The sequence below is a fragment of the Embleya sp. L77 genome, from assembly GCF_055557415.1.
The window spans coordinates 1094377-1118171 of the sequence record NZ_CM145709.1; the positions used below are offsets into that span (position 1 = coordinate 1094377).

A 23795-nucleotide genomic window follows, 5' to 3' on the forward strand; every position below is an offset into this window, starting at 1 on the left:
CCGGATCCGGTCGTAGGGCGGTCGGGGTACGTCGGTCGGCGCCGCGTCGGGCTCGCTGCGGAGTCCCGGCTCGGCGCCGACTCGGGCACTACGCGGCCCTTACGCGTCGCCGCCTCGGGCGGGTTCGCCGAGGTGGCGGCGCCGGTACGACCGGGTCACGATCGCCAGAAGCGGCGCCCACAGCAGCAGCGGCAGGTACAGCACGCCGACCAGGTCGGCGCCGGATTCGGTCATGTCGTCGTGCGGGACGAGCCACCAGAACGCGAACTGGGCCCACACCAGGACCAGAACCGCGACTCCGGTGTAGGCGACCCGAGTGACGAGGATCGGATTCATCCTTCGCCCGCCCACGAACGGGACCCAACGCGGCGGACGTTCGCCCCACGGGCGGACCAACCCGAGCGTGAGCAGGGCGGCCAGTTCGGTGCTCAGGCTGAGAAAGATCACCCAAGGCGCGCCCCATCCGTCCATGTTCATGTTCGCATAGCCCTCGTCGGTGTATCCGCCGTGATGGCCGAACACGAGCGCGAACCGCCAGATCGCCGACGGCAACGGCGTCAGCGCCGCCGCGTGCGCGGCCAGGATCACCCGGCGCGAAGCGGGTGGAACGACGGGTGCGGGCGGGGACGAGGACGAAGCGGTGGTCCCCCGTGGCGTGATCATGTACGGATTCTGGCAGCCGGCGTCGGCGCGGTACGTCGGCGGGCGGGCGGGGGTCCGGGTCGGTCGCGGGGATGAGCGCGAGCGCGGGCGTACCGCCGAGGTCGGATCGGGCCCGGCCGGGTGCGGTCCGGGCCCGCTCTCGGCCCGCTCTCGACCTGATCGGGGTCTGGTCGGGGTCTGGTCGGGATTCGGTCGGGGTTCGGTCGGGTGATCGCCGGCCGGGTTCGTCGCGGCTTCGGCGCCGAGCGAAGCGGCGCTGCCGGCGGGGTCCGGCGTCGGGTGTGCCCCGGTCGGGTACACCGGTCGGCCGAACCGGTGAACTCCGGCGGAGTCGTGCGTGTCCTGGCAATCGCGGTCCCGGACATGTGCAAGACACTCGGCATGGACACCACCTCCGCCACGTCACGCCGTACGTTGCTGATGGGCGCCGCCGCCACCCTCGGTCTTCTCGCCACCGCCACCCCGTCCGCCCGCGCCGCCGACGGACAGCCCACCCCCCGCCCCGCCTTCGTCCAGGAACCGGTATGCGAGGTCAAGGCCGGACCGCAGCGCATCGCGGTGACCTTCGACGACGGACCCGATCCCCAGTACACCCCGCAGGTGCTGCGCATGTTGCGGAGATTCCGGGTGCGCGCGACGTTCTGCGTCGTGGGCACGGCAGTCGAGCGCCACCCCCGATTGCTCCGCGCAATCCACGACGAGGGCCACGCGATCGCCGGCCACTCGTGGTCGCACGCCAACCTGCAACAACTTTCGCCGACCGGCGTCGCGGAGGAGGTGGAACGCAACCTGACCGCGATCCACCGCGTCCTGCCGGACCTTCGGGTCGGCTGGTTCCGCGCCCCGTACGGGCGCTGGTCGCCCGAGGTGATGGGTGCACTGAGCGCGAACGGCCTGCGCCCACTGGGCTGGTCGGTCGATCCCGCCGACTGGGCGCGACCCGGCACGAACGTGATCGTCGAGCGCGTCCTGGCCGCGACCACGACCGGCTCGATCATCCTCAACCACGACGCGGGCGGCGACCGCTCCCAAACCGTCGCCGCCCTCGAACAATGGCTGCCCCGCCTCCTGGCCACCGGCTACCGCTTCGTCCAACCCACCTGACCCACCCCACGCCGTCGGCCCACCGCGATGGTGGCGGGCCGACGGCGGGGGCGGGCCGAGCGCGGGGGCGGGGCGGGGGCGCGGGCGCGGGCGCGGGCGCGGGCGCGGGCGGGGGCCAAGCGCAGGGGCAGGGCGAGTGCGCCGGCCAGGGACGAGGGTGGGCCGAGGGCAGGGGCGGGGTGGGACGCGGGCGCGGGCGCGGGCACGGGCGCGGGCACGGGCACGGGCACGGGCACGGGCACGGGCCAGGGTCGGGGTCGGGGTCGGGGTCGGGCGCGAGCGCCGGCCAGGGACAGGGTCGGGCCAGGAACGGGCGCGTGCCCGGGGCGGGGACGAGCCAAGCGCAGCAGCGAGGCGACGAACCCGAGCGCCCCGGAGACAGTCTCGGTAGGCCAGGGCCCGCGCGGTGGGGGCAGAGCAGACGGCGGCCCCGGCGGGCGTGGGTGGGGCAGCGGGGGCAGGGCACGGAGCGGTGATGGGCAGGGGCCGTTGGCCGGGCTGATAGGCCGCCCCCGGGACCGTGACGGGCGGGCGGCCGGGGCGCGTTCGGGAGCAACCTGTGCCGGGCCCGTTCGGGTGGACGTGCGTGAAACAGCGCGGGCAAGGCGCGGGCCGTGACGGGCAGCGGCCGTCGTCGGCCGATGGCCGCCCCCGGGACCGTGACGGGCGGGCGGCCGGGGCGCGTTCGGGAGCAACCTGTGCCGGGCCCGTTCGGGTGGGCGTGGGTGGAGCAGCGCGGGCAAGGCGCGGGCCGTGACGGGCGGGCGGCGGCGCGGGCGCGTTCAGGAGCAACCTGTGCCCGGCCTGTTCGGGTGGGCGCGGGTGGAGCAGCGGCGGCGAGGCGCGGGCCGTGACGGGCAGCGGCCGTCGTCGGCCGATGGCCGCCCCCGGGACCGTGACGGGCGGGCGGCCGGGGCGCGTTCAGGGGCGACCTGTGCCGGGCCTGTTCGGGTGGGCGTGGGTGGGGGTGCCCGGGTGCTTCGTGCACGTGGCGCAGCGGCCCGTCAGGGCCACGGCCGTCGGGTCGAGGGTGAAGCCCTGTTCGGTGGCCAGTCGGGAGGCGACCTCGTCCAGCAGGTCACCTGGCGCGTGACCGACCGTGCCGCAATGGCGGCAGCGCACGAGTACGTGTGTGCCGCCCACCAGGTGGCCCGCCAGGTGATAGGTGGCCGCGTCGTGGCGCAGGCGGGTGAAGGCGACCAGGTCGAGGCGTTCGAGGGCGTCCAACGCGCGGTAGATCGTGGTGCGATGCACGCCCGGCGCCGCGCGGGAGACCGCGGCGAAGATCGCGTCGGCGCTCAGGTGCTCGTCGGCGTCCGCGAGGACCCGAAGCACCGCGGTGCGCGCCACCGTGACCCGCTCGCCGTGCGCGCGGATCTGCCGCACCGCCTCGGCGACCGGGTCGGGGGTGGGGTGCTGCACACCGTCGTCCATATGCAACAGTGTCGCATCTGGCCGGTCGGCAACCCGACATGGGGTGACAGGCCGGGCATACCGATACGAGGCGACGAGGCACGGCGAAGGACGGTGGGTGCGGTGGTGGTCCGGGAGCGCGACGACGCCTGCCCCGGAGTCGTGGACGCGTCACCGGCCGACGACGGCCTGATCGCGCGCGTACGCCTCCCGGGCGGCCGACTCACCCCCGATCGAGTACGCGAACTGGCCCGCCTGACAAGGCGATTCGGTACCGGTTCGGTGGACCTGACGGCACGCGCCAACATCCAGCTGCGGGGCCTGACCGAAGCCGACCTGCCCGCCCTCGCCGACGCCGTCGCCGCGGCCGGCCTGATGCCCTCCCGCAGCCACGACCGCGTACGCAACATCCTGGCGAGCCCACTGGCCGGCCGCGATCCGAACGCCCTGCTGGACGCCGACGCCGTACTCACCGCCGTCGACCACGCGTTGTGCGCGGCCCCGGACCTGACCGCCCTCTCCGGCCGCTTCCTGATCGGCATCGACGACGGCGGACTCCCCATCGCCTCTGCCCGCCACGACCTGGACCTCGTCGCACTCACCGAGCACACCTTCGCGCTGCACGTCGCCGGCCACGACACCACCTGGCGCTTCGACCCCGCCGACGCCCCGGCGGCCATCGTCCACGCGGCCCGCGCGTTCCTGACCGCCCGCGCCGATTCCGGCGCCTGGCACATCCGCGAACTCCCCGACGGGGTGGCCCGGTTCGCCGCCGACCTCGCAGCCGCCCCGGCCCCGCTCGCAAGCTCCGACCCGGTCACCGGGGCCGCCCACGACCACGCAGCGGCCGCCCCGAGCGCCACCCGACCGCGTCGACGCGCCGCCGGCCGGCCGCCGATCGGGGTACTCGCGCAATCCGACGGCCGCTTCGCCATCGGGGCCCTGGTACCACTCGGACGCCTGACGCAGCATCATCTGGCCGCCCTGGTCGGATTGCGGGCCGAGCTGCGGATCACCGGCAGCCGAGGCGTCGTGGTCCGTGACGTCACCGATCCCGCCGCGACCATGGCCGCCCTCGAAGCCGCCGGCCTGCCGTGCGACCCCGCTTCACCGTGGCGCGGCGTGACCGCGTGCAGCGGCCTGGGCGCGTGCCGCCGAGCACTGGCAGACGTCCGCACCGAGGCCACCCGCCACGCACTGGGCCGCGCCACCCGACGGACCCATCATCCGACCCCCAACCAGCCGGCCGCCGACGGCCCGCCGGCCCTCGACGACGCACCCGATACGCACTGGGTCGGCTGCGCCCGCGCATGCGGCAAGCCCGCCGGCGCGACGCTGCTGGTCGCCCGCGAGGACGGCACGTACGAAACCGTCCCGCCCGACCGCGCGCCCACATCGTCACCCGCGCCCTCGGTCCGCCCGCCCGCGCCGGGCCCATCCCGACCCTCCACCCCGGCATGACGGTCGACCGGCCCCCGCCCCGCAGGTCCATGGGTCACGAAGCCCCGTGCCCTCCCGCCGGCCGCCCGGCCGACCCGGCATCGCGCGGCCGTGACCACACCCCCGCGGCCGGCACCGCGACCGCGGCCCACGGGCCGACAACGACAACCATCGCCACCCCTTCGGGCAAATCGGGCAAAGGAGCAGCCGACGTGGACGACTGGATCAAGGACGGCGCCGAGATCTATCGGCGTTCGTTCGCGACCATCCGAGCCGAGGCCGATCTGGCCCGCTTCCCCGAGGACGTCTCGCGCGTCGTCGTTCGGATGATCCATGCGTGTGGCATGACCGATCTCCCCCGCGATGTCGGCTTCCACCCCGAGGTGGCCCGGGCCGGCGCCGAGGCGTTGCGGGCCGGTGCGCCGATCCTGTGCGACGCCAACATGGTCGCGTCCGGGGTGACGCGCAAGCGGCTGCCCAAGGACAACGACGTGCGTTGCCTGCTCACCGACCCGCGTACGCCGGGCCTGGCCGCCGAGCAGGGCACCACCCGCAGCGCCGCCGCCGTGGACCTGTGGGTCGACGACCTGGCCGGTGCCGTGGTCGCGATCGGGAACGCGCCCACCGCGCTGTTTCGACTGCTCGAACTGATCGATCAGGGCGCTCCGCACCCCGCCGCGATCATCGGGATCCCGGTCGGCTTCATCGGCGCGGCCGAGTCCAAGCAGGCCCTGGCCGACCACCCCGCCGGCATCCCCTACCTCGTCGTACACGGCCGCCGCGGTGGCAGCGCGATGACCGCCGCCGCACTGAACGCACTGGCGAGCGAACAAGAATAGGCACCGAGGACCAAGGGCCCGGAGCCGGACCCGAACACCCGGGTTCCGCAAGCCCCGAGTCCCGCGCCCCAGCCCAAGCCTCGACGAACCCACCCCCCGTACGCCGCCGCACCACCCCCACCCCCAGGAGCACAGCGTGACCACCACCGGCCGCCTGTACGGCATCGGCCTCGGCCCGGGCGACCCCGAGCTGATCACCCTCAAGGCGCATCGCCTGATCACCTCGGCCGACGTGGTCGCCTATCCGGTCAAGAAGGGTGCGCGCGGCGTCGCGATCACCATCGCCGAGCCGTATCTGAGCGACACTCAGGTCCGCCTCCCGCTCGAATACCCGGTGACCACCGAGAGCACCGATCACCCGGGCGGGTACGACGGCGCGCTCGCCGACTACTACGACTCGACCGCCGCCGAGATCGCCGCGCATCTGGACGCCGGTCGCGACGTCGCGGTGTTGTGCGAGGGCGACCCGTTCTTCTACGGCTCGTACATGTACTGGCACGAACGCCTCGCCGACCGCTACCCGGTCGAGGTCGTCCCCGGGGTGACCTCGGTCAGCGGTGCCGCCGCCGTGCTGGGCCGACCGCTCGTGCAGCACGACGAGGTGCTCACGATCCTGCCCGGTACGCTCCCGCCCGACGTGCTCGCGGCCCGGCTGCGGACCACCGACTCGGCTGCGGTGATCAAGCTCGGCAAGCGGCATTTCCCGGCCGTACGCGGTGCGTTCGAGCAGGCCGGGCTGGCCGATCGCACGTGGTACGTGGAGCGCGCGACCACCGATCGGCAGCAGGTGCGCCCACTCGCCGACGTAGTCCCTGACGACGTCCCGTACTTCTCCCTCGTGATCACCCCATCGGCCTCCCCCGGCGGCGAGTTCGCGACCAACCGCACCCCACGTGGGCCCGAGCCGGCGTACGCGGTGCCCGAACCCACCGGCGAACTCGGCTCGATCGACGTGGTCGGGCTCGGGCCGGCCGGTCCGGAATGGTTGACCCCCGACGCGCACGCCGCGCTCGCCGCCGCGGACCACGTGGTCGGCTACGGCCCGTACGTGGACCGCGTCCAGCCCCGGCCCGGCCAGAAGCGGCATCGCACCGACAACCGGGTCGAGGCCGAACGTGCCCGCCACGCCATCGGGTTGGCCGAGGCGGGTGGCCGGGTCGCGGTGGTTTCCTCCGGTGACGCGGGGGTGTTCGCGATGGCGTCCGCCGTCCTGGAGGCCGCGCACGAGACGGCGACCGAGGTCCCGGTCCGGGTGGTCGCCGGGCTGTCCGCGATGCAGGCCGTGGCGTCTCGTGCAGGGGCGCCGCTGGGCCACGACTTCTGCGTGATCAGCCTGTCCGCGATCCTCAAGCCGTGGGACGTGATCGAGCGTCGGCTGACCGCCGCCGCCGAGGCGGACCTCGCGGTCGCGATCTACAACCCGGCCTCCAAGACCCGGCGCACCCAGGTCGCCGAGGCCCGCGACCTGTTCCTCAAGCACCGCGCCCCGGACACCCCGGTCGTGGTGGGCCGTGACGTCGGCGGCCCGACCGAGGCGGTGCACGTGGTCCGGTTGGCCGACCTGGACCCGGAGGTGGTCGACATGCGTACGCTGCTGATCATCGGCTCGTCGCAGACCCGCACCTACCGCCGGCCGGACGGCAGCACCGGCGTGTACACGCCGCGGCGCTACCCGGCCTGACGCCCGGGGAATCCGTGTCCACGATCCTCCGTCGGGTCGGGCCGACCCGTCCGGCGCGCGGCGAGGCCGACCCGAAACCGCCTCGGGCGTCGGCGCTCGACGCGACCGGCCCACGAGCAAGTCCGGAGCCGGCGCCCGGCACGACCGCCCCGCGACCCGGTGGAGGCGCCAAGATCGACCCGCGGCGGCCGTGTGTCACAGTGAGGAGCGTGCGCGACTCACGTTCCGGCCGCCGCGGCCGACCCGGTCAGGACCCACCGCGCGGCGGCTGCCGTGTCGGTGACCTGCTCCGGCGCACGCACCTCGGGACGGCGGATCAGCACCACTGGCAGGCCCAGCTCGCGGGCGGCGGTGAGCTTGGCCGCGGTGAGGGCGCCGCCGCTGTCCTTGGTCACGATCGCGTCGATGCGCCGGTCGCGCAGCAGCGCGATCTCGTTCTCGACCGTGAACGGGCCTCGGGACAACAGGACTTCGCAGGCCCGCGGCAGAGCGCCGGTGGGCGGCTCGACGCTGCGCAGCAGGAACCACAGGTCGTCCAGGTGTGCGTACGGCGCGGTCTCCAGCCGACCCGTGGTCAGGAACACCCGGCGGGCCAGACCGGGCAGGACCCGCGCGGCCTCGTCCGCGGAGTCGACCGGATACCAGCGGTCACCCGGTACGGCGGTCCACCCCGGCCGTTGCAGGCGCAGCAGCGGGACGTCCGCCTCGGCACACGCCGCGACCGCGTTCGCCGAGATCCGGGCCGCGAACGGATGGGTGGCGTCGACCACCGCCACCGCGGCCCGGGCCCGCAACCACGCGACCAGGCCGGACACGCCGCCGAAGCCGCCCACGCGGGTCTCGCCGACCGGCAACACGGGCGCGCCGGTACGCCCGGCCAGCGACGACACGACCCGCAGCCCCGGTACGTCGACCAACCGCGCGGCGAGCACGCGAGCCTCGGCGGTACCTCCGAGCAGCAGCACCACACGGCCGGTGTCACCGGAGGCATCCGGGCCGGGCGGGTCGAGCGGGCCGCTCGCGCGGACCGGCCCGGGCGTACCGGCCGCGTCCACCGCACCGACTGCGCCTCCCGAGGCCGTGTCGGCCGGCCCGGCGCTCGTCGGCGGGCCGCCGGGCGCGTCGGTGCGTGTTTCCTTCGATCCGCTCACGATTGGCTCCTCGACCGATGAACCGCCCCGATCGCCTGCGCCGAGGCTGGACCACCGGAGCATGTGCGACCGCCGCGACGACCGCCGCCTACCAGGCCCTGTTGACCGGCGAGTTCCCGGACCCGGTGACGGTATGGCTGCCCGGCGGCCAGACACCCGCGTTCGCTCTCGCCGTCGAGGAACTCACGACGACGAAGCCCACGGCCGACCGGCCCGAGGCACCCGGGACCGGTGAGCCGGCGATCGACGAGCCCACGACCGACGATCCCGCGGCCGAAGCACCGTCCACCGAACACCCCGCCGCCCACGACCGCGCACCCCAAGCGGCCATGGCCGGTGTGGTCAAGGACGCCGGCGACGACCCGGATGTCACGCACGGTGCGCTGATCCGGGCCACCGTGCGGCATGCGGCGCCCGGCACCGGCGTGACCTTCCGGGCCGGTCCCGGGGTCGGCACGGTGACCCTGCCCGGCCTGCCGCTCGCGGTCGGTGAACCCGCTGTCAACCCGGTCCCGCGCAAGCTGATCCGGGAAGCGGTGGCCCGGGTGGCCGCCGCGCACGGGGGCACCGGCGACGTCACCGTCGAGTTGTCCGTGGACGACGGCGCCCGGATCGCCGAACAGACCTGGAATCCGCGCCTGGGCATCCTGGGCGGCCTGTCCATCCTGGGCACCACCGGCATCGTCATCCCGTACTCGTGCTCGGCCTGGATCGACTCGATCCGCCGCGGCATCGACGTCGCGCTGGCCACCGGCGAGACGCACGTGCTCGGCGCGACCGGCACCACCTCGGAGCGGGTGGGCGCCGAGGTGTACGGGCTGTCCGGCACCGCGCTGTTGGACATGGGCGACTTCGCCGGCGCGCTGCTCAAGTACCTGCGCCGGCACCCGATCCCGCGGCTGACCATCGCCGGCGGCTTCGCCAAGCTCTCCAAGCTCGCCGACGGCCATCTCGACCTGCACTCGGGCCGCTCGCAGGTGAACCTGGACGCGCTCGCCGACCGGGCCACGGCGGTCGGCGGCGATGCCGAGTTGGCGGCGCGGATCCGCGCCGCGAACACCGCCCTGCACGCGCTCGAACTGGCTCGCGCAGCCGACGTCCCGCTCGGCGACGCCGTCGCGGAAGCCGCCCGCGACGCCGCCCGAGCCCTGCTGCGCGGCAGCGAACTCCCGATCACCGTCGACGTGATCGCGATCAACCGCACGGGTACCATCGTCGGTCGCGCCGCGCCGGCCGGTGCCTAGGCCGAACCCGGCCCCCCTGCTCGCCCCCGAAACGAGCCCCGACCCAGGTCCCGACGCAAGCCACGACCGGAGTCTCCGCCCGAGCCCCGGCCCGAGCCCCGGCCCAAGCCCCGACCCGAGTCCCGACCCGCCCCCCGACCCCACCGCCACCCGACCGGGCCCCGCCTCGCTCACCCCACCGGCCTCGGTTCGGTGCGATCGCGGATCTCGCTGTACAGGTGGCTGTCGCAGAAGCCCGGTTCGCCCAGCACGCGGCCGACCATGATGATCGCCACCGCCTTGATCCCGTTGTCGCGCACCAGGGACACCAGGTCGGCCAGTTCGCCGCGCACGATCAATTCGTCCGGGCGGGATGCGCGCGCGACCACCGCGACCGGGCAGTCCGCGCCGTACAGCGGGGTCAATTCGGCCACCACCCGCTCGACTTGCCCCACCGCCAGGTGCAGCACCAGCAATGCGCCGGACCGCCCCAGCGTGGCCAGGTCCTCGCCCGGCGGCATCGCCGTCGCGTTGCCGGCCACTCGGGTCAGGATCACCGTCTGGCCCACGGTGGGCAGCGTCAGCTCACGGCCCATCGCCGCCGCGGCGGCGGCGAACGCCGGTACGCCCGGGGTGATGTCCCACGGGATGCCGAGCGCGTCGAGCCGGCGCTGCTGCTCGGCCACCGCGCTGAAGAACGAGGTGTCCCCCGACTGGAGCCGGGCCACGTCGTGCCCCGCCGCGTGGGCGGCGCGCAGCTCCTCGACGATCTGGTCCAGGCTCAGCTCGGCGGTGTCCACGAGACGGGCTCCGGGCGGTGCCGCGTCGACCAGTTCGCGCGGCACGAGCGCGCCCGCGTACAGGCAAACCGGCGAGGCGGCGATGATCCGCAGCCCGCGCACCGTGATCAAATCGGCCGCGCCGGGGCCGGCGCCGATGAAGTGGACGGTCATGGGCTGGACTGCTCCTCGTCGGAGGTGGACATGGACACGGGCTTCACGGCCCGCCACTGGGTGACCGGCATCGCCGGCCGCCAGCCGGTGAACCGGCCCACCGGGGCGGACCGGGTGACCTGGATGCGGGTCAACTCCCCGCCGTACACGGCGCGATGTCGCACCAACTCGGCCTCGGTCTCGGCGACGACGGCGTTGGCCACCAACCGGCCGCCCGGACGCAGTGCGGCCCAGCAGCGCTCCACCACACCGGGCACGGTCAGCCCGCCGCCGATGAAGATCGCGTCCGGGGCCGGGCCGAAGAGCACGTCCGGCGCCCGGCCGACCACGATCCGCAGGTCCGGCACGCCGAGCCCGATGGCGTTCGCCGCAGCCCGTTCGGCCCGATCCGCGCGGGTCTCGAAGCCGACGGCCCGGCAGGTCGGGTGCGTCCGCATCCACTCGATCCCGATGCTGCCGCTGCCCGCGCCCACGTCCCACAACAGCTCGCCCGGTCGCGGTCCGAGCGCGGCCAACGTCACCGCGCGGACCTCGCGCTTGGTCAACTGGCCGTCGTGCGCGTAGACATCGTCCGGCAGGCCCGCCAGCCGGCTCAGCCCCGGACCCGCCGCGCACCGCACGGCCACCACATTCAGATCCGCGAATCGCCGCTCGGGGGCCGCGGCGAGTGCGTCGGCGCTGCCCCGCCACACCGACTCGGCCGGACCGCCCAGGTGCTCCAGCACGGTGACCGTGCTCGTCCCGAAGCCGCGTTCGCGCAGCAGCACGGCCGCACGCCCCGGCGTCAGCCCGTCCGCGCTCAGCACCAATACCCGTGCATCGGTCGCAAGTTCGGCCGCCAGGGCGTCGAGCGGTCGGCCCACCGCACTGACCACCGTGACGGTCTGCACCGCCCAGCCCAGCCGGGCGCAGGCCAACGAGACCGAAGAGGAAACCGGCAGCACGGTGACCCGCTCGGCGCCCAACCCGCGCACCAGTGTCGCCCCGACGCCGTAGAACATCGGGTCCCCGCTGGCCAGCACGCACACCTTCCGGGACGCGGCCAGGTCGGCGACGAAGGCCGCCGAGAACGGCGACGGCCACCGGACCCGCTCGGCCGACGCGTCCGGCACCATGGCCAAGTGCCGTTCGCCGCCGACCAATACGTCGGCAGCGCGCACCGATGCCCGCGCCGCCTCGGAGAGTCCGGCCCAGCCGTCGTCCCCGATCCCGACCACGGCCACCGGGCCGGCACCCGAAGACCCCGACCCCGACGCCGGCCCGGGGCCGGGACCGGGCTCGTAGATCCCGACCCCGACCCCGGCCCCGGAAGCCCGCTCAGCCATCCCCGGCGTCCTCGCCGCCTTCGAGATCGCCCTCGACGTCCAGGTACACCTCGCGCAGCCCGTCCAGCGTGGCCGGCTCCGGCTTCTCCCACATGCCCCGATCGGCGGCTTCGAGCAGTCGCTCGGCGATTCCGCGCAGCGCCCACGGGTTGGACGTGCGCATGAACTCCCGGTTGGTCTCGTCCAGGACGTATTCGCCCGCGAGCTTCTCGTACATCCAGTCCGCCACTACGCCGGTGGTGGCGTCGTAGCCGAACAGGTAGTCCACCGTGGCGGCCAGTTCGAACGCGCCCTTGTAGCCGTGCCTGCGCATCGCCTCGATCCAGCGCGGGTTGACCACCCGGGCGCGGAAGACCCGGGCGGTCTCCTGCTGGAGCGTCCTGGTGCGGACCGCGTCCGGCATGGTCGAGTCGCCGATGTAGGCCGCCGGCGCGGTGCCGGTGAGCGAGCGCACGGCGGCGACCATGCCGCCGTGGTACTGGAAGTAGTCGTCCGAGTCGGCGATGTCGTGCTCGCGCGTGTCGGTGTTCTTGGCCGCGACCGCGATCCTGCGGTACGCGTCCTCCATGTCCTCGCGCGCGAACACCCCGTCCAGGCCCCGGCCGTAGGCGTAGCCGCCCCAGGTCGCGTACACCTCGGCCAGGTCCGCGTCGTCGCGCCACGTGCGCGCGTCGATCAGCGGCAGCAGTCCCGCGCCGTACGCGCCGGGCCGGGAGCCGAACACGCGCGTGGTCGCCCGGCGGGCGTCGCCGTGTCGGGCGGTGTCCGCGCGCACGTGCGCCCGGACGTAGTTGTCCTCGTCCGGCTCGGCCAACTCCGCGACCAGCCGCACCGCGTCGTCGAGCAGCAGCACCACGTGCGGGAAGGCGTCCCGGAAGAAGCCGGAGATGCGCACCGTGACGTCCACCCGCGGCCGGCCCAGCTCGGCGAGCGAGATCGCCTCGATCCCGGTCACCCGGCGCGAGGCGTCGTCCCACAGCGGGCGCACGCCCAGCAGCGCCAGCACCTCGGCGATGTCGTCGCCGCTGGTGCGCATCGCGCTGGTGCCCCACACCGAAAGGCCCACCGAGCGCGGCCAGTCGCCGTCGTTGTCCGCGCGGTAGCGGGCCAACAGCGAGTCGGCGAGCGCCTGTCCGGTCTCCCAGGCCAACCGGCTCGGGATCGCCTTCGGGTCCACGGTGTAGAAGTTGCGGCCGGTCGGCAGCACGTTGACCAGCCCGCGCAGCGGCGAACCGCTGGGCCCGGCCGCGACGTAGCCGCCCTCCAGCGCGTGCAGCACCGCGCCGATCTCGTCCCCGGTGCGGTCCAGCCGCGGCACGATCTCGGTCGCGGCGAACGCCAACACGTCGGCGACCGCCGTCGATTCGGCGCCCAGCACCTCGTGCGTGACGGCCGGGGCGCGGGTCGGGTCCCACCCGGCGGCCTCCATCGCCGCCACCAGGCGATGCGCGCGGTCCTCGGCGTCGTCGGTCTCGGTGCGCGAGGCGCTGCCGCCCTCGACCAGGCCGAGCGATTCGCGCAGCCCCGGCAGCGCGGCGGCCTTGCCGCCCCACACCTGGCGCGCCCGCAACATCGCGGTGACCAGGTTGATCCGGCCCTCGCCGGTGGGCGCGCTGCCCAGGATGTGCAGGCCCTCGCGGATCTGCGCGTCCTTGACCTCGCACAACCACCCGTCCAGGTGCAGGATCAGGTCGTCGAACTCGGCCTCGTGCGGCCGGTCGGTGATGCCCAGGTCGTGGTCGAGCCTGGTGGCCTGGATCAGCGTCCAGATCTGCGCCTGCAGCGCCGGGCCCTTGGCCGGGTCGAGCGCCTGCACGTTGGCGTACTCGTCGAGCAGTTGCTCCAGCCGGGTCAGGTCGCCGTACGTCTCGGCCCGCGCCATCGGCGGCACCAGGTGGTCCACGATGATCGCGTGTGCGCGCCGCTTGGCCTGTGCGCCCTCGCCGGGGTCGTTCACCAGGAACGGGTAGATCAGCGGCAGGTCGCCGAGCACCGCGTCCGGGCCGCATTCCGCGGACAGGCCCAGGTTCTTGCCCGGCAGCCACTCCAACGTGCCGTGCTTGCCCAGGTGGACGAGCGCGTGTGCGCCGAATCCGCCCGGTCCGGCGGGCGCGTCCAGCCACCAGTATGCGGCCAGGTAGTGGTGACTCGGCGGCAGGTCCGGGTCGTGGTAGATGGCCACCGGGTTCTCGCCGAAGCCGCGCGGCGGCTGGATGATCAGGATCACGTTGCCCGCGCGCAGCGCCGCGAGCACGATCTCGCCCTCGGGGTCGCGCGAGTGGTCCACGTACAGCTCGCCGGGCGGCGGGCCCCAGTGTTCCTCGATGTTCGCGCGCAGCCCGAGCGGCAGCCTGGCGTAGCGCTCGCGGTAGTCGGCCGCCGAGATGCGGACCGGGTTGCCTTCGAGCTGACCCTCCGTCAACCACTCCGGGTCCTGGCCGCCCGCCGCGATCAGCGCGTGGATCAGCTTGTCGCCGTCCGGCGGTTCAAGCCCGGGCAGCGCGTCGGCGCCGTCGAGGGCGCCGACGTCGTAGCCGGCCGCGCGCATCGCGCGCAGCAGCGCGACCGCCGACGCCGGGGTGTCCAGGCCGACCGCGTTGCCGATCCGGGAGTGCTTGGTCGGGTATGCGGACAACACCACGCCGATCTTGCGCTCGCCGACCGGAATGTGCCGAAGTCGGGCGTGTCGTACCGCGATCCCGGCCACCCGCGCGGCCCGCTCGGGGTCGGCGGCGTAGTGGGTGAGCCCGTCGGCGCCGGTCTCCTTGAACGAGAACGGCACCGTGATCAGCCGGCCGTCGAACTCGGGCACCGCGACCTGGGTGGCCGCGTCCAGCGGCGACAGGCCCGCGTCGCCGGCCTCCCATTCGGCCCGGCTGGTGGTCAGGTTCAGCGCCTGGAGGATGGTGATGTCCAGGCCGGCCAGCGCGCCCACGTCCCACTGCTCGTCATCGCCGCCGGCGGAGACCTCGGCGGGCTTGGCCCCGCCCGCCCCGCCCGCCGCGAGCACGGTCACCAGCAGCGCGTCGAGTTCGCCGAGCGCCGCGAACAACGTCTCGTCCGCACCGCGCAGCGACGCGCACCAGATCGGTACGGGCCGGCCGCCCGCGTCCTCGATCGCCGCGCACAGGTCGTCCACGAACGCGGTGTTCCCGGCGAGGTGGTGGGCGCGGTAGTAGAGCACGCCCACGGCCGGGCCGTCGATCTCGCGCGCCGAGCGGTCCAGGCGGCCCCAGGAGGGCACCTCGACGGGCGGTTCGAAGCCGTGTCCGGTGAGCAGCAGCGTGTCGGAGAGGAAGCGGTACAGCTGGGTCAGGTTGGCCGGGCCGCCCTGGGCGAGGTAGGCGTGTGCCTGGGCGCTCACCCCGGCGGGTACGGTCGCCAGTTCCATCAGCGCGGCGTCGGCGGTGAGTTCGCCGCTGAGCACGACGACCGGGCGCGGGCCGGCCAGCAGCGCGTCCAGGCCCGCCTCCCACGCGCGGCGCCCGCCGAGCAGGCGCACCACGACCAGGTCGGTGCCGTCCAGGAGCGCGGGCAGGTCGGCGACGTCGACGCGGGCCGGGTTGGCCAGGCGCCATTCGCCCTCGCTCGCCTTGGCGCTGAGCAGGTCGGTGTCGGATGTCGACAGGAGCAGAATCACCGGGCGCCTCCGCCGATGCCGGCGTGGCGAGCCACGAGGTGGATGTCGCGGTCGAACGCGCCGCGGCGGCGCGCGGGGGTGTCGCCGAAACGGGTGTCGCTGAAGTGGGTGTCGCAGTCGAAGCTGCGTACGCAAGAACGCCGGCAGGACGAAATCGTCACCTGGAGCGCCTCTCCGGGGTCCTCGCCCCATCGGACTCGGGGTGAGACGCGCAGTTCCTGACTCCCGGTCACGTCGTGGCCGTCGAATGACGACGTACGGCGGAGCCGGTCACAGTGGCGGGACCGTCCCGGGATCGCACCGGGTTCCTGCCACGCCCTCCCCGCGCCGGTAGGGCCGGCGCGGGGCCAGCATCGCTCAGTGGCCCGCCTTGACGCAACATGCCCGGATCGGCGTCGGCACCGGTGGTGACACATGTCACCGTGGAATGCGGCGCGTGGCCCGGCCCGCGCCCGGGGCGCCGTCGGTCAGCGGCTCGCGCGCACCCGGTCCACGAACGCGCCGAACTCGGCGGCGACCTCGTCGGCGGTCCATTCCAGCGCGGGATCGGCGACGGTGATCTCGGTGTACGACAGGCCGGGCGGGCCCGGCTCGGTCCACCCGCCGGCCAGCCACACGCCGCGCTCGGCGGCGTACTCGAATCCGACCCGGGTGAGCAGTTCGGCCGGGTGCGGCAGCCACATCTGGAACTGGTGGGTGTGCGGGACGGCCGGGTGCACGATCGCCCCGGGCACCCGGGTCAGGCCGGCCGCCACGGTCGGGGCGTGCGCGACGTAGGTGTCCAGCCGCGGCAACGTCTCGTCCAGCGCGGCGAGCGCCTCCAGTGCCATCGGCCAGTTCTGGAACGGCCGCCCGCCGTAGCGGTGCCGCCACGCGTGCGCCTCCTCGATCAGTTCGGCGCCGCCCGCCAGGGCCGCACCGGCGCTCGCCCCCAGGCCCTTGTAGTAGGAGACGTAGACCGAGTCGAACAGGTCGACGATCTCGGTGAGCCCGCGCCCGAAGTGGGTGGTGCTCTCCCACAACCGCGCACCGTCCAGGTGCAGCGCGGCGTCGCGGTCCCGGGCGGCCTGCACCGTCGCGAGCAGTTCGTCCCACGAGGGCAGCACGAACCCGTGGTCGCGCAGCGGGAGTTCGTAGAAGAGCGTGCCGAATGGCTCACCCGCGGTGCGGATGTCCTCGGCGGTGATCTGACCGGGGCCCTGGGTGAGCGGCAGTGGCCGCAGTCGGGACAGGACCGACACCGCGTCGCGCTCGTAGGTCAGCGGATGTGCCCTGGGGTGGATGCCGACCACGTTCGAACCGGTCGCCCCGGCGTGGCACCGCAGCGCGACCTGCTGGGCCATCGTGCCGGTGGGGAACAGCAGCGCCGCCTCGGTGCCGAGCAGCTCGGCCGTGCGTGCCTCCAGGCGGGCGACCGCGCCGCCGTCGCCGTACATGTCGGGCCATTCGTCCGGGTCGACCCGCTCCTGCGCGTATGCGGACAGCCGGGCCAGTTGTTCGGTGACCGTGGCAGGTCGTACTCCCGACAGGATCCGGTCGCATGCGCGGATTGCGCGCAGCCGGCCGGTGCGGTCGTCGTTTGCGAGGTATGCCATGCAGGCATCATCCACCGCGGGCCGGCGGGCGGGAGCGAACGCAGGCACGGCCCGCACCGAATCGGTGCGGGCCGTGCCTGTCGATGATGTGTGCCGTCAGACGGTGATGTTCTCCGCCTGCGGGCCCTTCTGGCCCTGAACAGCGTCGTAGGAGACCTTCTGGCCCTCGACAAGCTCACGGTAGCCCTGCGACTGGATCGCCGAGTAGTGCGCGAAAACATCCGGGCCGCCGTCGTCCGCCTGGATGAAGCCGAAGCCCTTTTCCGCGTTGAACCACTTCACGGTTCCAGTAGCCATACAAATCTCCTTCGTGGTGCCAAATGAAAATGTGCACATGCACAAGTCCAAGTCGCAACAGCAATCCATTTTTCACATGAACCCGGTTCGACATAAACAAAAAGCGCCCGACGGTCACGACCGTAAGGCGCTCACGAAATTCATGGGAACCACTACTGCAACTGCCTTGAGGCTAGCACGGAAAAGTCGCCGACCCGGGGACCCGGGAGAATATTTCTTCCTGCGGCACCCGACGGCCCCGCCGATCGCCCCGTCGACCCCGCGCCCCGCCGCCCCCGGCCGGGGCGGCCGGGCATGCCGTTCACGTCGGCTCGATGCCCAGTTCGGCCAGGATCGCCGCCGTGTGCTCGCCTGCCGCCGGGATCGCGCCCATCGCCGCCTCGCGACCGGTCACCGTGACCGGCGGCAGCAGCGCGCGCAGCGGACCGGCGGGCGAGTCGATCGTCCGCAATCGGTCCCGGGCGGCGTGTTGCGGGTGCTCGGCGAACTCGGCGATGGTGCGCATCCGGGCGTTGGCGATGCCGACCTCGTCCAGGCTCGCCACGATCTCGGCGGCGGTGCGGTCCGCGAAGACCGCCTCGATCAGCTCGGTGAGCCGCTCGTTGCCGGCCACCCGCAGCGAATTGGTCCGAAATCTCGGGTCCTCGACCAGGTCCGGCCGGCCCAACACCCGCTCGCACAGCGCGGCCCACTCGCGGTCGTTCTGCACGCCGACGAACACCTGGCCGCCGTCGCCGGCGCGATACGGGCCGTACGGCGCGATCGCCGCGTGCCGGGCGCCGGTGCGCGGCGGCGGCGTGCCGCCGTAGGTCGCGAAGTAGTACGGGAAGCCCATCCACTCGCCGAGCGCATCCAGCATGGACACCTCGAACGCGCTGCCCTCGCCGGTGACTCGGCGCTCGTACAGGGCGGTCAGCATGCCGGTGAAGGCGTACATCGCGGCGGCGATGTCGGCGATCGGAATACCCGCCTTGGCGGGCGCGTCGGGCGTGCCGGTGACCGACAACAACCCGGCCTCGCACTGCACGAGCAGGTCGTACGCCTTCTTGTCGCGGTAGGGACCGGAAGTCCCATAACCAGATATTCCACAGACGATCAGCTGCGGAAATCTGGCCCGCAAATCCGCCGCGCCCAGGCCCAGCCGATCCGCCGCGCCGGGCGCCAGATTCTGCACGAACACGTCCGCGCGGGCGAGCAGCCGGTCCAGGATTTCCGCCGCCCGCTCGTCCTTGAGGTCGAGCGCGAGGCTCTCCTTGCCCCGGTTGGCCCAGACGAAATGGCTCGACAATCCCTCGACGGTTTCGTCGTACGCCCGGGCGAAATCACCCGCGCCGGGTCGCTCGATCTTGATCACGCGTGCGCCGAGATCGGCCAGTTGCCGGGTCGCGTACGGCGCCGCGATGGCCTGTTCCAGGGAGACGACGGTGACGCCCGCGAGAGGTAGGAGCACGCGTCCATCCTGGCAGAGCGCCGGCAGGGGGACGAGGCGTCGGGGGGAGGTCCGGCCGACCCTTCGGCGCGTGCCGAAGCGTGGCCGGCCGATGATGGCGGCATGGACTCGATCGCACGCGCCACCGACCCGGATTCGGTCCCGCGACTCGCGGCCCTGGCCGCGCTCCTCGCCGACGAGACGCGCGCGGCGGTCTGCCTGGCCCTGCTGGATCGACGCGCCTGGACCGGCGGCGAGCTGGCCCGGCACTGCGGGGTCGCGCCGTCCACGATCAGCGAGCACCTGACCAGGCTGGTCGAGGGCGGTCTGCTGGTCCAGGAGCGGCAGGGCCGACACCGCTACGTCCGGCTGGCCGACGCGGGGGTGGCCCGGATGGTCGAGGACCTGGCCGCCTACGCGACGCCCGCCAGCCCCCGGCCGGCGAAGTCGCTGCGCGCGCACTCGGCCGGCGCGGCCCTGGCCAGGGGCCGCACCTGCTACGACCACCTGGCGGGCCGGCTCGGCGTGGCCGTCACCGACGCGCTCACGGCCCGCGACCTGCTCCGCCAGGACGCCGGCTTCGCGCTCACCGACACCGGCATCGCCTGGCTCACCGACCTGGGCGCCGACCTGACCACGTCGCGCAAACGCCCGTTGGCCCGCCCGTGCCTGGACTGGACCGAACGCCGCCACCACCTCGCGGGCACGGCCGGCGCCGAACTGTGCCGGCTGTTCCGCGACCGCGGCTGGACGGAGCGGGTCGGCACGGGCCGCGCGGTCCGCATCACCGACGTGGGGCGCGCCGAATTGGGGCGGTTGCTGGGGATGCGGGAGGCGGAGTTCGAGGTGGCATGACCGAGCCGGCACCCGACGACCCTGGTCGGCGGGAACGCCGTCGGGCGGCTCGCTGCGGTTCGTCGGTCAGTCGCCGGACGGGGATCGCAGTCGCAACCGGTGCAGCAGGCGGCGGGCCCGAGAGCGCCTCGGTCGAGGCGAAGCGGGCGCGTTCGGCGAGTGGTACGGGCCGGCATCGGACCCCGCGTCGGGCGCCGCGTCGGCTTCGGGCCCGGGTGACCACACCGGCCGTAGCCACTGCCCCGCCCCGGGCGTCGCATCCGCACCGGCGCCGGGCTGGTCGCGGCCGAGGAACACCGGCGTCGGGAGCGCGCGGAACCAGGCCAGGTCGGCGGCGTCGTAGTCGGCCACGCCGAGACCGGTGCCCGAGGGCGTGTCGCGGGGTGTGGTCGTCCGCACGCCACCGTCGATCACGAACTCCGTGTCGGCGATCCGCTGTCGGCGGGAAGGGCGCGGAAGCGGCGGGGCACGCCGGTGTCGGCCGGGATCCGGGTGAATGCCGCGCGGTAGCCGCTGGGGGTCAGGCCGGTGCGGCGCACGAGGTGTTTGCGCAGCGAGTCGGTGGTGCCGATGCCGCTGTGGTGGGCGACCAGTTCCATCGACAGGTCGGTCGTCTCCAGCAACTCCCGGGCGCGGTCCACCCGTTGGTGGAGCAGCCATTGCAGCGGGCTGAGGCTCGTCTCGGCGTGGAAGCGTCGGGTCAGGGTGCGCACGCTGGTGTTCGCGTGCGCGGCGAGGTCGGCCAGGGTCAGCGGTTCGTCGAGTCGGGCCAGCGCCCAGGCGCGGGTGTCGGCGAGCGATACGCCGCTTTCCGGGGGCAGCGGCGATTCGATGAACTGGGCCTGGCCGCCAGGGCGTACCGGTGCCGCGACGACCAGGCGCGCGACGATGTTGGCGGTGGCCGCGCCGTAGTCGGTCCGGATCAGGTGCAGGCACAGGTCGATCCCGGCGGACAGGCCGGCGGAGGTCAGGATCGGCCCGTCCTCGACGTACAGCACGTCCGGCCGCAGGTGCACGGCCGGGAAGCGGCGGCGGAACTCCTCGGTCATCGTCCAGTACGTGGTGGCCGCGCGCCCGTCCAGCAGGCCCGCCTGCGCCAACACGAACGCGCCGGTGCAAATCGAGGCCACCCGCTTTCCCGCCGCCGCGGCGGCACGCAGCGCGGCAAGGATGCGCGGGTCCGCGTCCGCCCGGGCGCCGGTACCGGTGACGATCACCGTGTCGGCGTCGTCCATCGCGTCCAGGCCGTGCGGCACCACGATGTCCAGGCTGCCGGTGCCGACCACGGCGCCGGGCTCGGCGGTACACACCCGGACCCGGTAGCCGGCCACCCCGTCGACCACATCGACCGCGCCGAGCACCAGTTCCGGGATGGACAGGTCGAACGTGGTCACCGGCGGCACGGCCACCACGGCTATTCGATGCATGGCCCGAACCTCCGGATGTTTGGCATTCCGGCCGCTACCGTACGACCGGGCGCGGGCGGGAGGGTGATCAGTCCCCTTCGGACGCCCTTCCTCCCCATCTCCCCCTCCTGGAGCGAACATGTCCTCCTCCGTCTTCCACGTCGTGGTCGGTGCCGGCGCCACCGGCTCGGCCACCGCGCTGCTGCTCGCCGAGTCCGGCGAGCGGGTCCGGATCGTCACCCGCCGCGGCACCGGCCCCGAGCATCCGCTGATCGAACGCATCGCCGCCGACGCGACCGACGCCGCCCGCCTGGTCGAACTCACGCAGGGCGCACGGACGTTGTTCAACTGCGCGATGCCGGCCTACGACCGCTGGCCCACCGATTGGCCGCCGCTGGCCGCGGCGCTGCTCACGGCGGCGGAGCGGACGGGGACGAGCTATGTGATGCTCGGCAACGTGTACGGCTACGGCCCGGTGGACGGACCGATGACCGAGGACCTGCCGATGGCGCCGACCACCGTCAAGGGCCGCGTGCGGGCGGCGATGTGGACGGAGGCGCTCGCCGCGCACGACGCGGGGCGGGCCCGGGTCACCGAGGTCCGCGCGAGCGACTTCCTGGGTGCGGACGCGGCCTCGCTGTACAACTTCCTGGTCGTACCGCACGTGCTCGCCGGCACCCCCGCCGCGCTCCCCGGCGACCCGGACGCACCGCGGAGCTGGTCCTACATCGGCGACGTGGCCCGCACGCTGGTCGCGGCGGCACGCTCCACCGAGACGTGGGGCCGGGCGTGGCACGTACCCTCGTCGATCGGTTCCACCCGCGCCGTCACCACCCGCCTCGCCGAACTCACCGGCTCGCCCGTTCCGCGGCTGACCCGGATGACGGCCGAGGAGGTGCGCACGATCGGCCGGGAGAATTCGATCATGGCCGAGGTCGAGGAGATGCTCTACCTCGCCGAAGGCGGCTCCACCCTCGACGCGACGTTCACCACGAAGACCCTGGACGTGACGGCCACGCCCTTGGACACCGCATTGGCGGAGTTCGCGGCGGCACGCGGGTAGGACGTCGGCGCACGCACGGCGATCCGCGACGCGCCGTATCGCCGTGCCGCACGCGGGTGGGGCGGCGCCGGAGGGGCCCGCGCCGTATCGCGGTCGGCCCGGTCGGCCCGGTGGGCCGGTCGTCCCAATCAGCCCGGTCCGGCTTCCCGGCGCCGGTCGCGGCGGCCACGGTGGCCCGTCGAGGCCCGGCCGCGGGCCCCGTCGTGCCATCTTTGATCCACGGCGAACGGCGCGACGGAAGGACCCCGCGATGAGCACGGTGGATCGGCACGGGCTCGAAGTGTCCGGGATGGGCCCGGAGGCGATCCGGCACTACGAACGTGCGCTCGACGCGCTGCTGTTCTTCCGGCCGGAGGTGAGTACCGAGGTCGAGGCGATGCTGTCGGCCGACCCGGGGGCACCGATGGCCAACGTGTTCGCGGCCTATCTCGGCCTGCTGGGCACCGAGTCGGTCGACGCCGCCGCCGCGCGTGCACGCCACGCCGCCTTCGTGCCCACCCCGACCAGGGTCGGCGCCCGCGAGGTGGCGCACATGCGGGCCGCGGACGCGTGGTTGGCGGGCGACATCCACCGGGCCGGCGACATCCTGCACGAGGTGGTCGTGGCGTATCCCCGGGACGCGCTCGCGCTGTCGGTCGGCCATCAGATCGACTTCCTCACCGGCGACGCCCTCCGGCTGCGCGACCGGGTCGGCGGCGTGCTGAGCGCGTGGGATCGGGACGATCCGCACTACGGGCCGGTGCTGGGCATGGCCGCGTTCGGCCTGGAGGAGGCCGGCCACTACGCGCGCTCCGAACAGGCCGGGCTGGCCGCCGTGGCGGCGAATCCGCGCGATGTGTGGGCGATCCACGCGGTGGTGCACACGTACGAGATGCAGGGCCGGTTCGCCGAGGGCATCCGCTTCCTCGACGCCCGCACCGCCGACTGGACGAGCGGCAACTACCTGAACGTGCACAACTGGTGGCACTACGGCCTGTTCTCGATCGAGGCCGGCGCGATCGACCGCGCGCTGGCCGTCCACGACGCGGTGCTGCACCACGACAAGTCCGCCGGCCTGGCCATGGAACTCCTGGACGCCTCGGCCCTGTTGTGGCGCATCCACCTCGCGGGCGACCCGCAGGTCGAGCGCTGGAATCGGGTCGCCGACGCGTGGGCGGCCCGGGCGGACGGCCCGTACTACGCGTTCAACGACACCCACGCCGTGATGGCCTACCTCGGCGCCGGCCGGATCGCCGCCGCGCAGGCGGTGGTCCGCGACCGCGAGACCTGGCTCGCCGAGCCGCATCCGCGCGTGGCCAACCACACGATGACCGCGGAGGTCGGCCTGCCGGTCTGTCGGGCGCTGGTGGCCTTCGAGCAGGGACGGTACGCCGACACCGTCGACATCCTCCTCCCGATCCGGCACCGCCTGAACACGTTCGGCGGCAGCCACGCCCAGCGTGACGCGATCCAGCAGACCCTGGTCGAGGCGGCGCTGCGGGCCGACCGGCACGACCTGGCCCGGACACTGCTCAGCGAACGGATCAACGTGCGCCCGACCAGCCCGTACAACTGGCTCGGCCGCGCTCGCCTGGCCGACGCCCTGGGCCGGCCGGCGGAGGCCGCCGACGCCCGCGAGCGCGCCGCCGAACACACCGCCGCGATCACCGTCGCCTGGGGCCGCTGACCCGACCGGCGCCGGTGGATCGACCCGCGGCCCAGTACGCGGCCCCGCCGCG

General features: G+C 74.0%; 20 protein-coding genes and 1 riboswitch. Of the genes, 8 read left to right on the forward strand and 12 right to left on the reverse strand.

Features of this window, described 5'->3' with window-relative positions:
- Positions 1–99: 99 nt before the first annotated feature.
- Positions 100–663: a hypothetical protein gene (locus tag ACZOOI_RS04350; RefSeq protein ID WP_465279487.1), complete on the reverse strand. Its 564-nt coding sequence runs from the start codon at positions 661–663 to the stop codon at positions 100–102.
- Positions 664–996: 333 nt separating this feature from the next.
- On the opposite strand from ACZOOI_RS04350, the gene ACZOOI_RS04355 reads away from it, so the two are divergent.
- Entirely contained in the window at positions 997–1767 is a 771-nt protein-coding gene (locus ACZOOI_RS04355) for a polysaccharide deacetylase family protein (RefSeq protein ID WP_465279488.1), read from the forward strand.
- Between the two features lie 921 nt (positions 1768–2688).
- Here ACZOOI_RS04355 and ACZOOI_RS04360 read toward each other — a convergent pair.
- Positions 2689–3201, reverse strand: a complete 513-nt coding sequence (locus ACZOOI_RS04360; protein WP_465279489.1) for a Fur family transcriptional regulator — start codon at positions 3199–3201, stop codon at positions 2689–2691.
- Between the two features lie 102 nt (positions 3202–3303).
- Here ACZOOI_RS04360 and ACZOOI_RS04365 point away from each other — a divergent pair, with 102 nt between their 5' ends.
- From ACZOOI_RS04365 to ACZOOI_RS04375, 3 genes are all read left to right on the forward strand, one after another.
- Positions 3304–4641, forward strand: a complete 1338-nt coding sequence (locus ACZOOI_RS04365; RefSeq protein WP_465279490.1) for a cobalamin biosynthesis protein CobG — start codon at positions 3304–3306, stop codon at positions 4639–4641.
- Between the two features lie 191 nt (positions 4642–4832).
- Positions 4833–5459: a precorrin-8X methylmutase gene (locus ACZOOI_RS04370; protein ID WP_465279491.1), complete on the forward strand. Its 627-nt coding sequence runs from the start codon at positions 4833–4835 to the stop codon at positions 5457–5459.
- A 136-nt stretch (positions 5460–5595) separates the two neighbouring features.
- A complete protein-coding gene (locus tag ACZOOI_RS04375) occupies positions 5596–7140 on the forward strand; it encodes a precorrin-2 C(20)-methyltransferase (protein ID WP_465279492.1) in 1545 nt (514 codons plus the stop codon).
- A 218-nt stretch (positions 7141–7358) separates the two neighbouring features.
- Here ACZOOI_RS04375 and ACZOOI_RS04380 read toward each other — a convergent pair whose 3' ends face one another.
- A complete protein-coding gene (locus ACZOOI_RS04380) occupies positions 7359–8108 on the reverse strand; it encodes a cobalt-precorrin-6A reductase (RefSeq protein ID WP_465281111.1) in 750 nt (249 codons plus the stop codon).
- Positions 8109–8308: 200 nt separating this feature from the next.
- Here ACZOOI_RS04380 and ACZOOI_RS04385 point away from each other — a divergent pair, with 200 nt between their 5' ends.
- Complete coding sequence (locus ACZOOI_RS04385) at positions 8309–9535, forward strand: cobalt-precorrin-5B (C(1))-methyltransferase (protein WP_465279493.1); 1227 nt, start codon at positions 8309–8311, stop codon at positions 9533–9535.
- A 170-nt stretch (positions 9536–9705) separates the two neighbouring features.
- Here ACZOOI_RS04385 and cobM read toward each other — a convergent pair whose 3' ends face one another.
- The 7 genes from cobM to ACZOOI_RS04420 all read right to left on the reverse strand — a co-directional run bounded on the left by cobM (position 9706) and on the right by ACZOOI_RS04420 (position 18774).
- A complete protein-coding gene (gene cobM, locus ACZOOI_RS04390) occupies positions 9706–10467 on the reverse strand; it encodes a precorrin-4 C(11)-methyltransferase (protein WP_465279494.1) in 762 nt (253 codons plus the stop codon).
- Positions 10464–11690: a precorrin-6y C5,15-methyltransferase (decarboxylating) subunit CbiE gene (gene cbiE / locus ACZOOI_RS04395; RefSeq protein WP_465279495.1), complete on the reverse strand. Its 1227-nt coding sequence runs from the start codon at positions 11688–11690 to the stop codon at positions 10464–10466. Before cbiE ends, cobM begins: the two co-directional genes overlap by 4 nt.
- A gap of 94 nt (positions 11691–11784) precedes the next feature.
- On the reverse strand, positions 11785–15432 hold the full coding sequence (gene cobN / locus ACZOOI_RS04400) for a cobaltochelatase subunit CobN (RefSeq protein WP_465279496.1): 3648 nt from the start codon (positions 15430–15432) through the stop codon (positions 11785–11787).
- Entirely contained in the window at positions 15429–15665 is a 237-nt protein-coding gene (locus tag ACZOOI_RS04405) for a hypothetical protein (RefSeq protein ID WP_465279497.1), read from the reverse strand. Before ACZOOI_RS04405 ends, cobN begins: the two co-directional genes overlap by 4 nt.
- Positions 15645–15743, reverse strand: a riboswitch (cobalamin riboswitch). (Overlaps the previous gene by 21 nt.)
- 156 nt (positions 15744–15899) lie before the next feature.
- Positions 15900–17027, reverse strand: a complete 1128-nt coding sequence (locus ACZOOI_RS04410; RefSeq protein WP_465279498.1) for a threonine aldolase family protein — start codon at positions 17025–17027, stop codon at positions 15900–15902.
- A 96-nt stretch (positions 17028–17123) separates the two neighbouring features.
- Positions 17124–17324, reverse strand: a complete 201-nt coding sequence (locus tag ACZOOI_RS04415; protein ID WP_026218153.1) for a cold-shock protein — start codon at positions 17322–17324, stop codon at positions 17124–17126.
- Between the two features lie 301 nt (positions 17325–17625).
- Positions 17626–18774, reverse strand: coding sequence for a CaiB/BaiF CoA transferase family protein (locus ACZOOI_RS04420; RefSeq protein WP_465279499.1), 1149 nt, complete (start codon positions 18772–18774; stop codon positions 17626–17628).
- Between the two features lie 102 nt (positions 18775–18876).
- On the opposite strand from ACZOOI_RS04420, the gene ACZOOI_RS04425 reads away from it, so the two are divergent.
- The gene (locus ACZOOI_RS04425; protein WP_465279500.1) at positions 18877–19608 is read left to right on the forward strand and encodes an ArsR/SmtB family transcription factor; all 732 of its coding nucleotides are present in this window, start codon (positions 18877–18879) and stop codon (positions 19606–19608) included.
- Positions 19609–19674: 66 nt separating this feature from the next.
- Here ACZOOI_RS04425 and ACZOOI_RS04430 read toward each other — a convergent pair whose 3' ends face one another.
- Positions 19675–20022 (reverse strand): hypothetical protein, encoded by a 348-nt coding sequence (locus ACZOOI_RS04430; RefSeq protein WP_465279501.1) that lies wholly within the window; start codon positions 20020–20022, stop codon positions 19675–19677.
- The gene (locus ACZOOI_RS04435) at positions 20019–21035 is read right to left on the reverse strand and encodes a GlxA family transcriptional regulator (protein ID WP_465279502.1); all 1017 of its coding nucleotides are present in this window, start codon (positions 21033–21035) and stop codon (positions 20019–20021) included. Before ACZOOI_RS04435 ends, ACZOOI_RS04430 begins: the two co-directional genes overlap by 4 nt.
- Before the next feature lie 118 nt (positions 21036–21153).
- On the opposite strand from ACZOOI_RS04435, the gene ACZOOI_RS04440 reads away from it, so the two are divergent.
- Together ACZOOI_RS04440 and ACZOOI_RS04445 are read left to right on the forward strand one after the other, a co-directional pair.
- Positions 21154–22077 (forward strand): NAD-dependent epimerase/dehydratase family protein, encoded by a 924-nt coding sequence (locus tag ACZOOI_RS04440; RefSeq protein WP_465279503.1) that lies wholly within the window; start codon positions 21154–21156, stop codon positions 22075–22077.
- Between the two features lie 250 nt (positions 22078–22327).
- The gene (locus tag ACZOOI_RS04445) at positions 22328–23743 is read left to right on the forward strand and encodes a tetratricopeptide repeat protein (RefSeq protein WP_465279504.1); all 1416 of its coding nucleotides are present in this window, start codon (positions 22328–22330) and stop codon (positions 23741–23743) included.
- Positions 23744–23795: the final 52 nt, after the last annotated feature.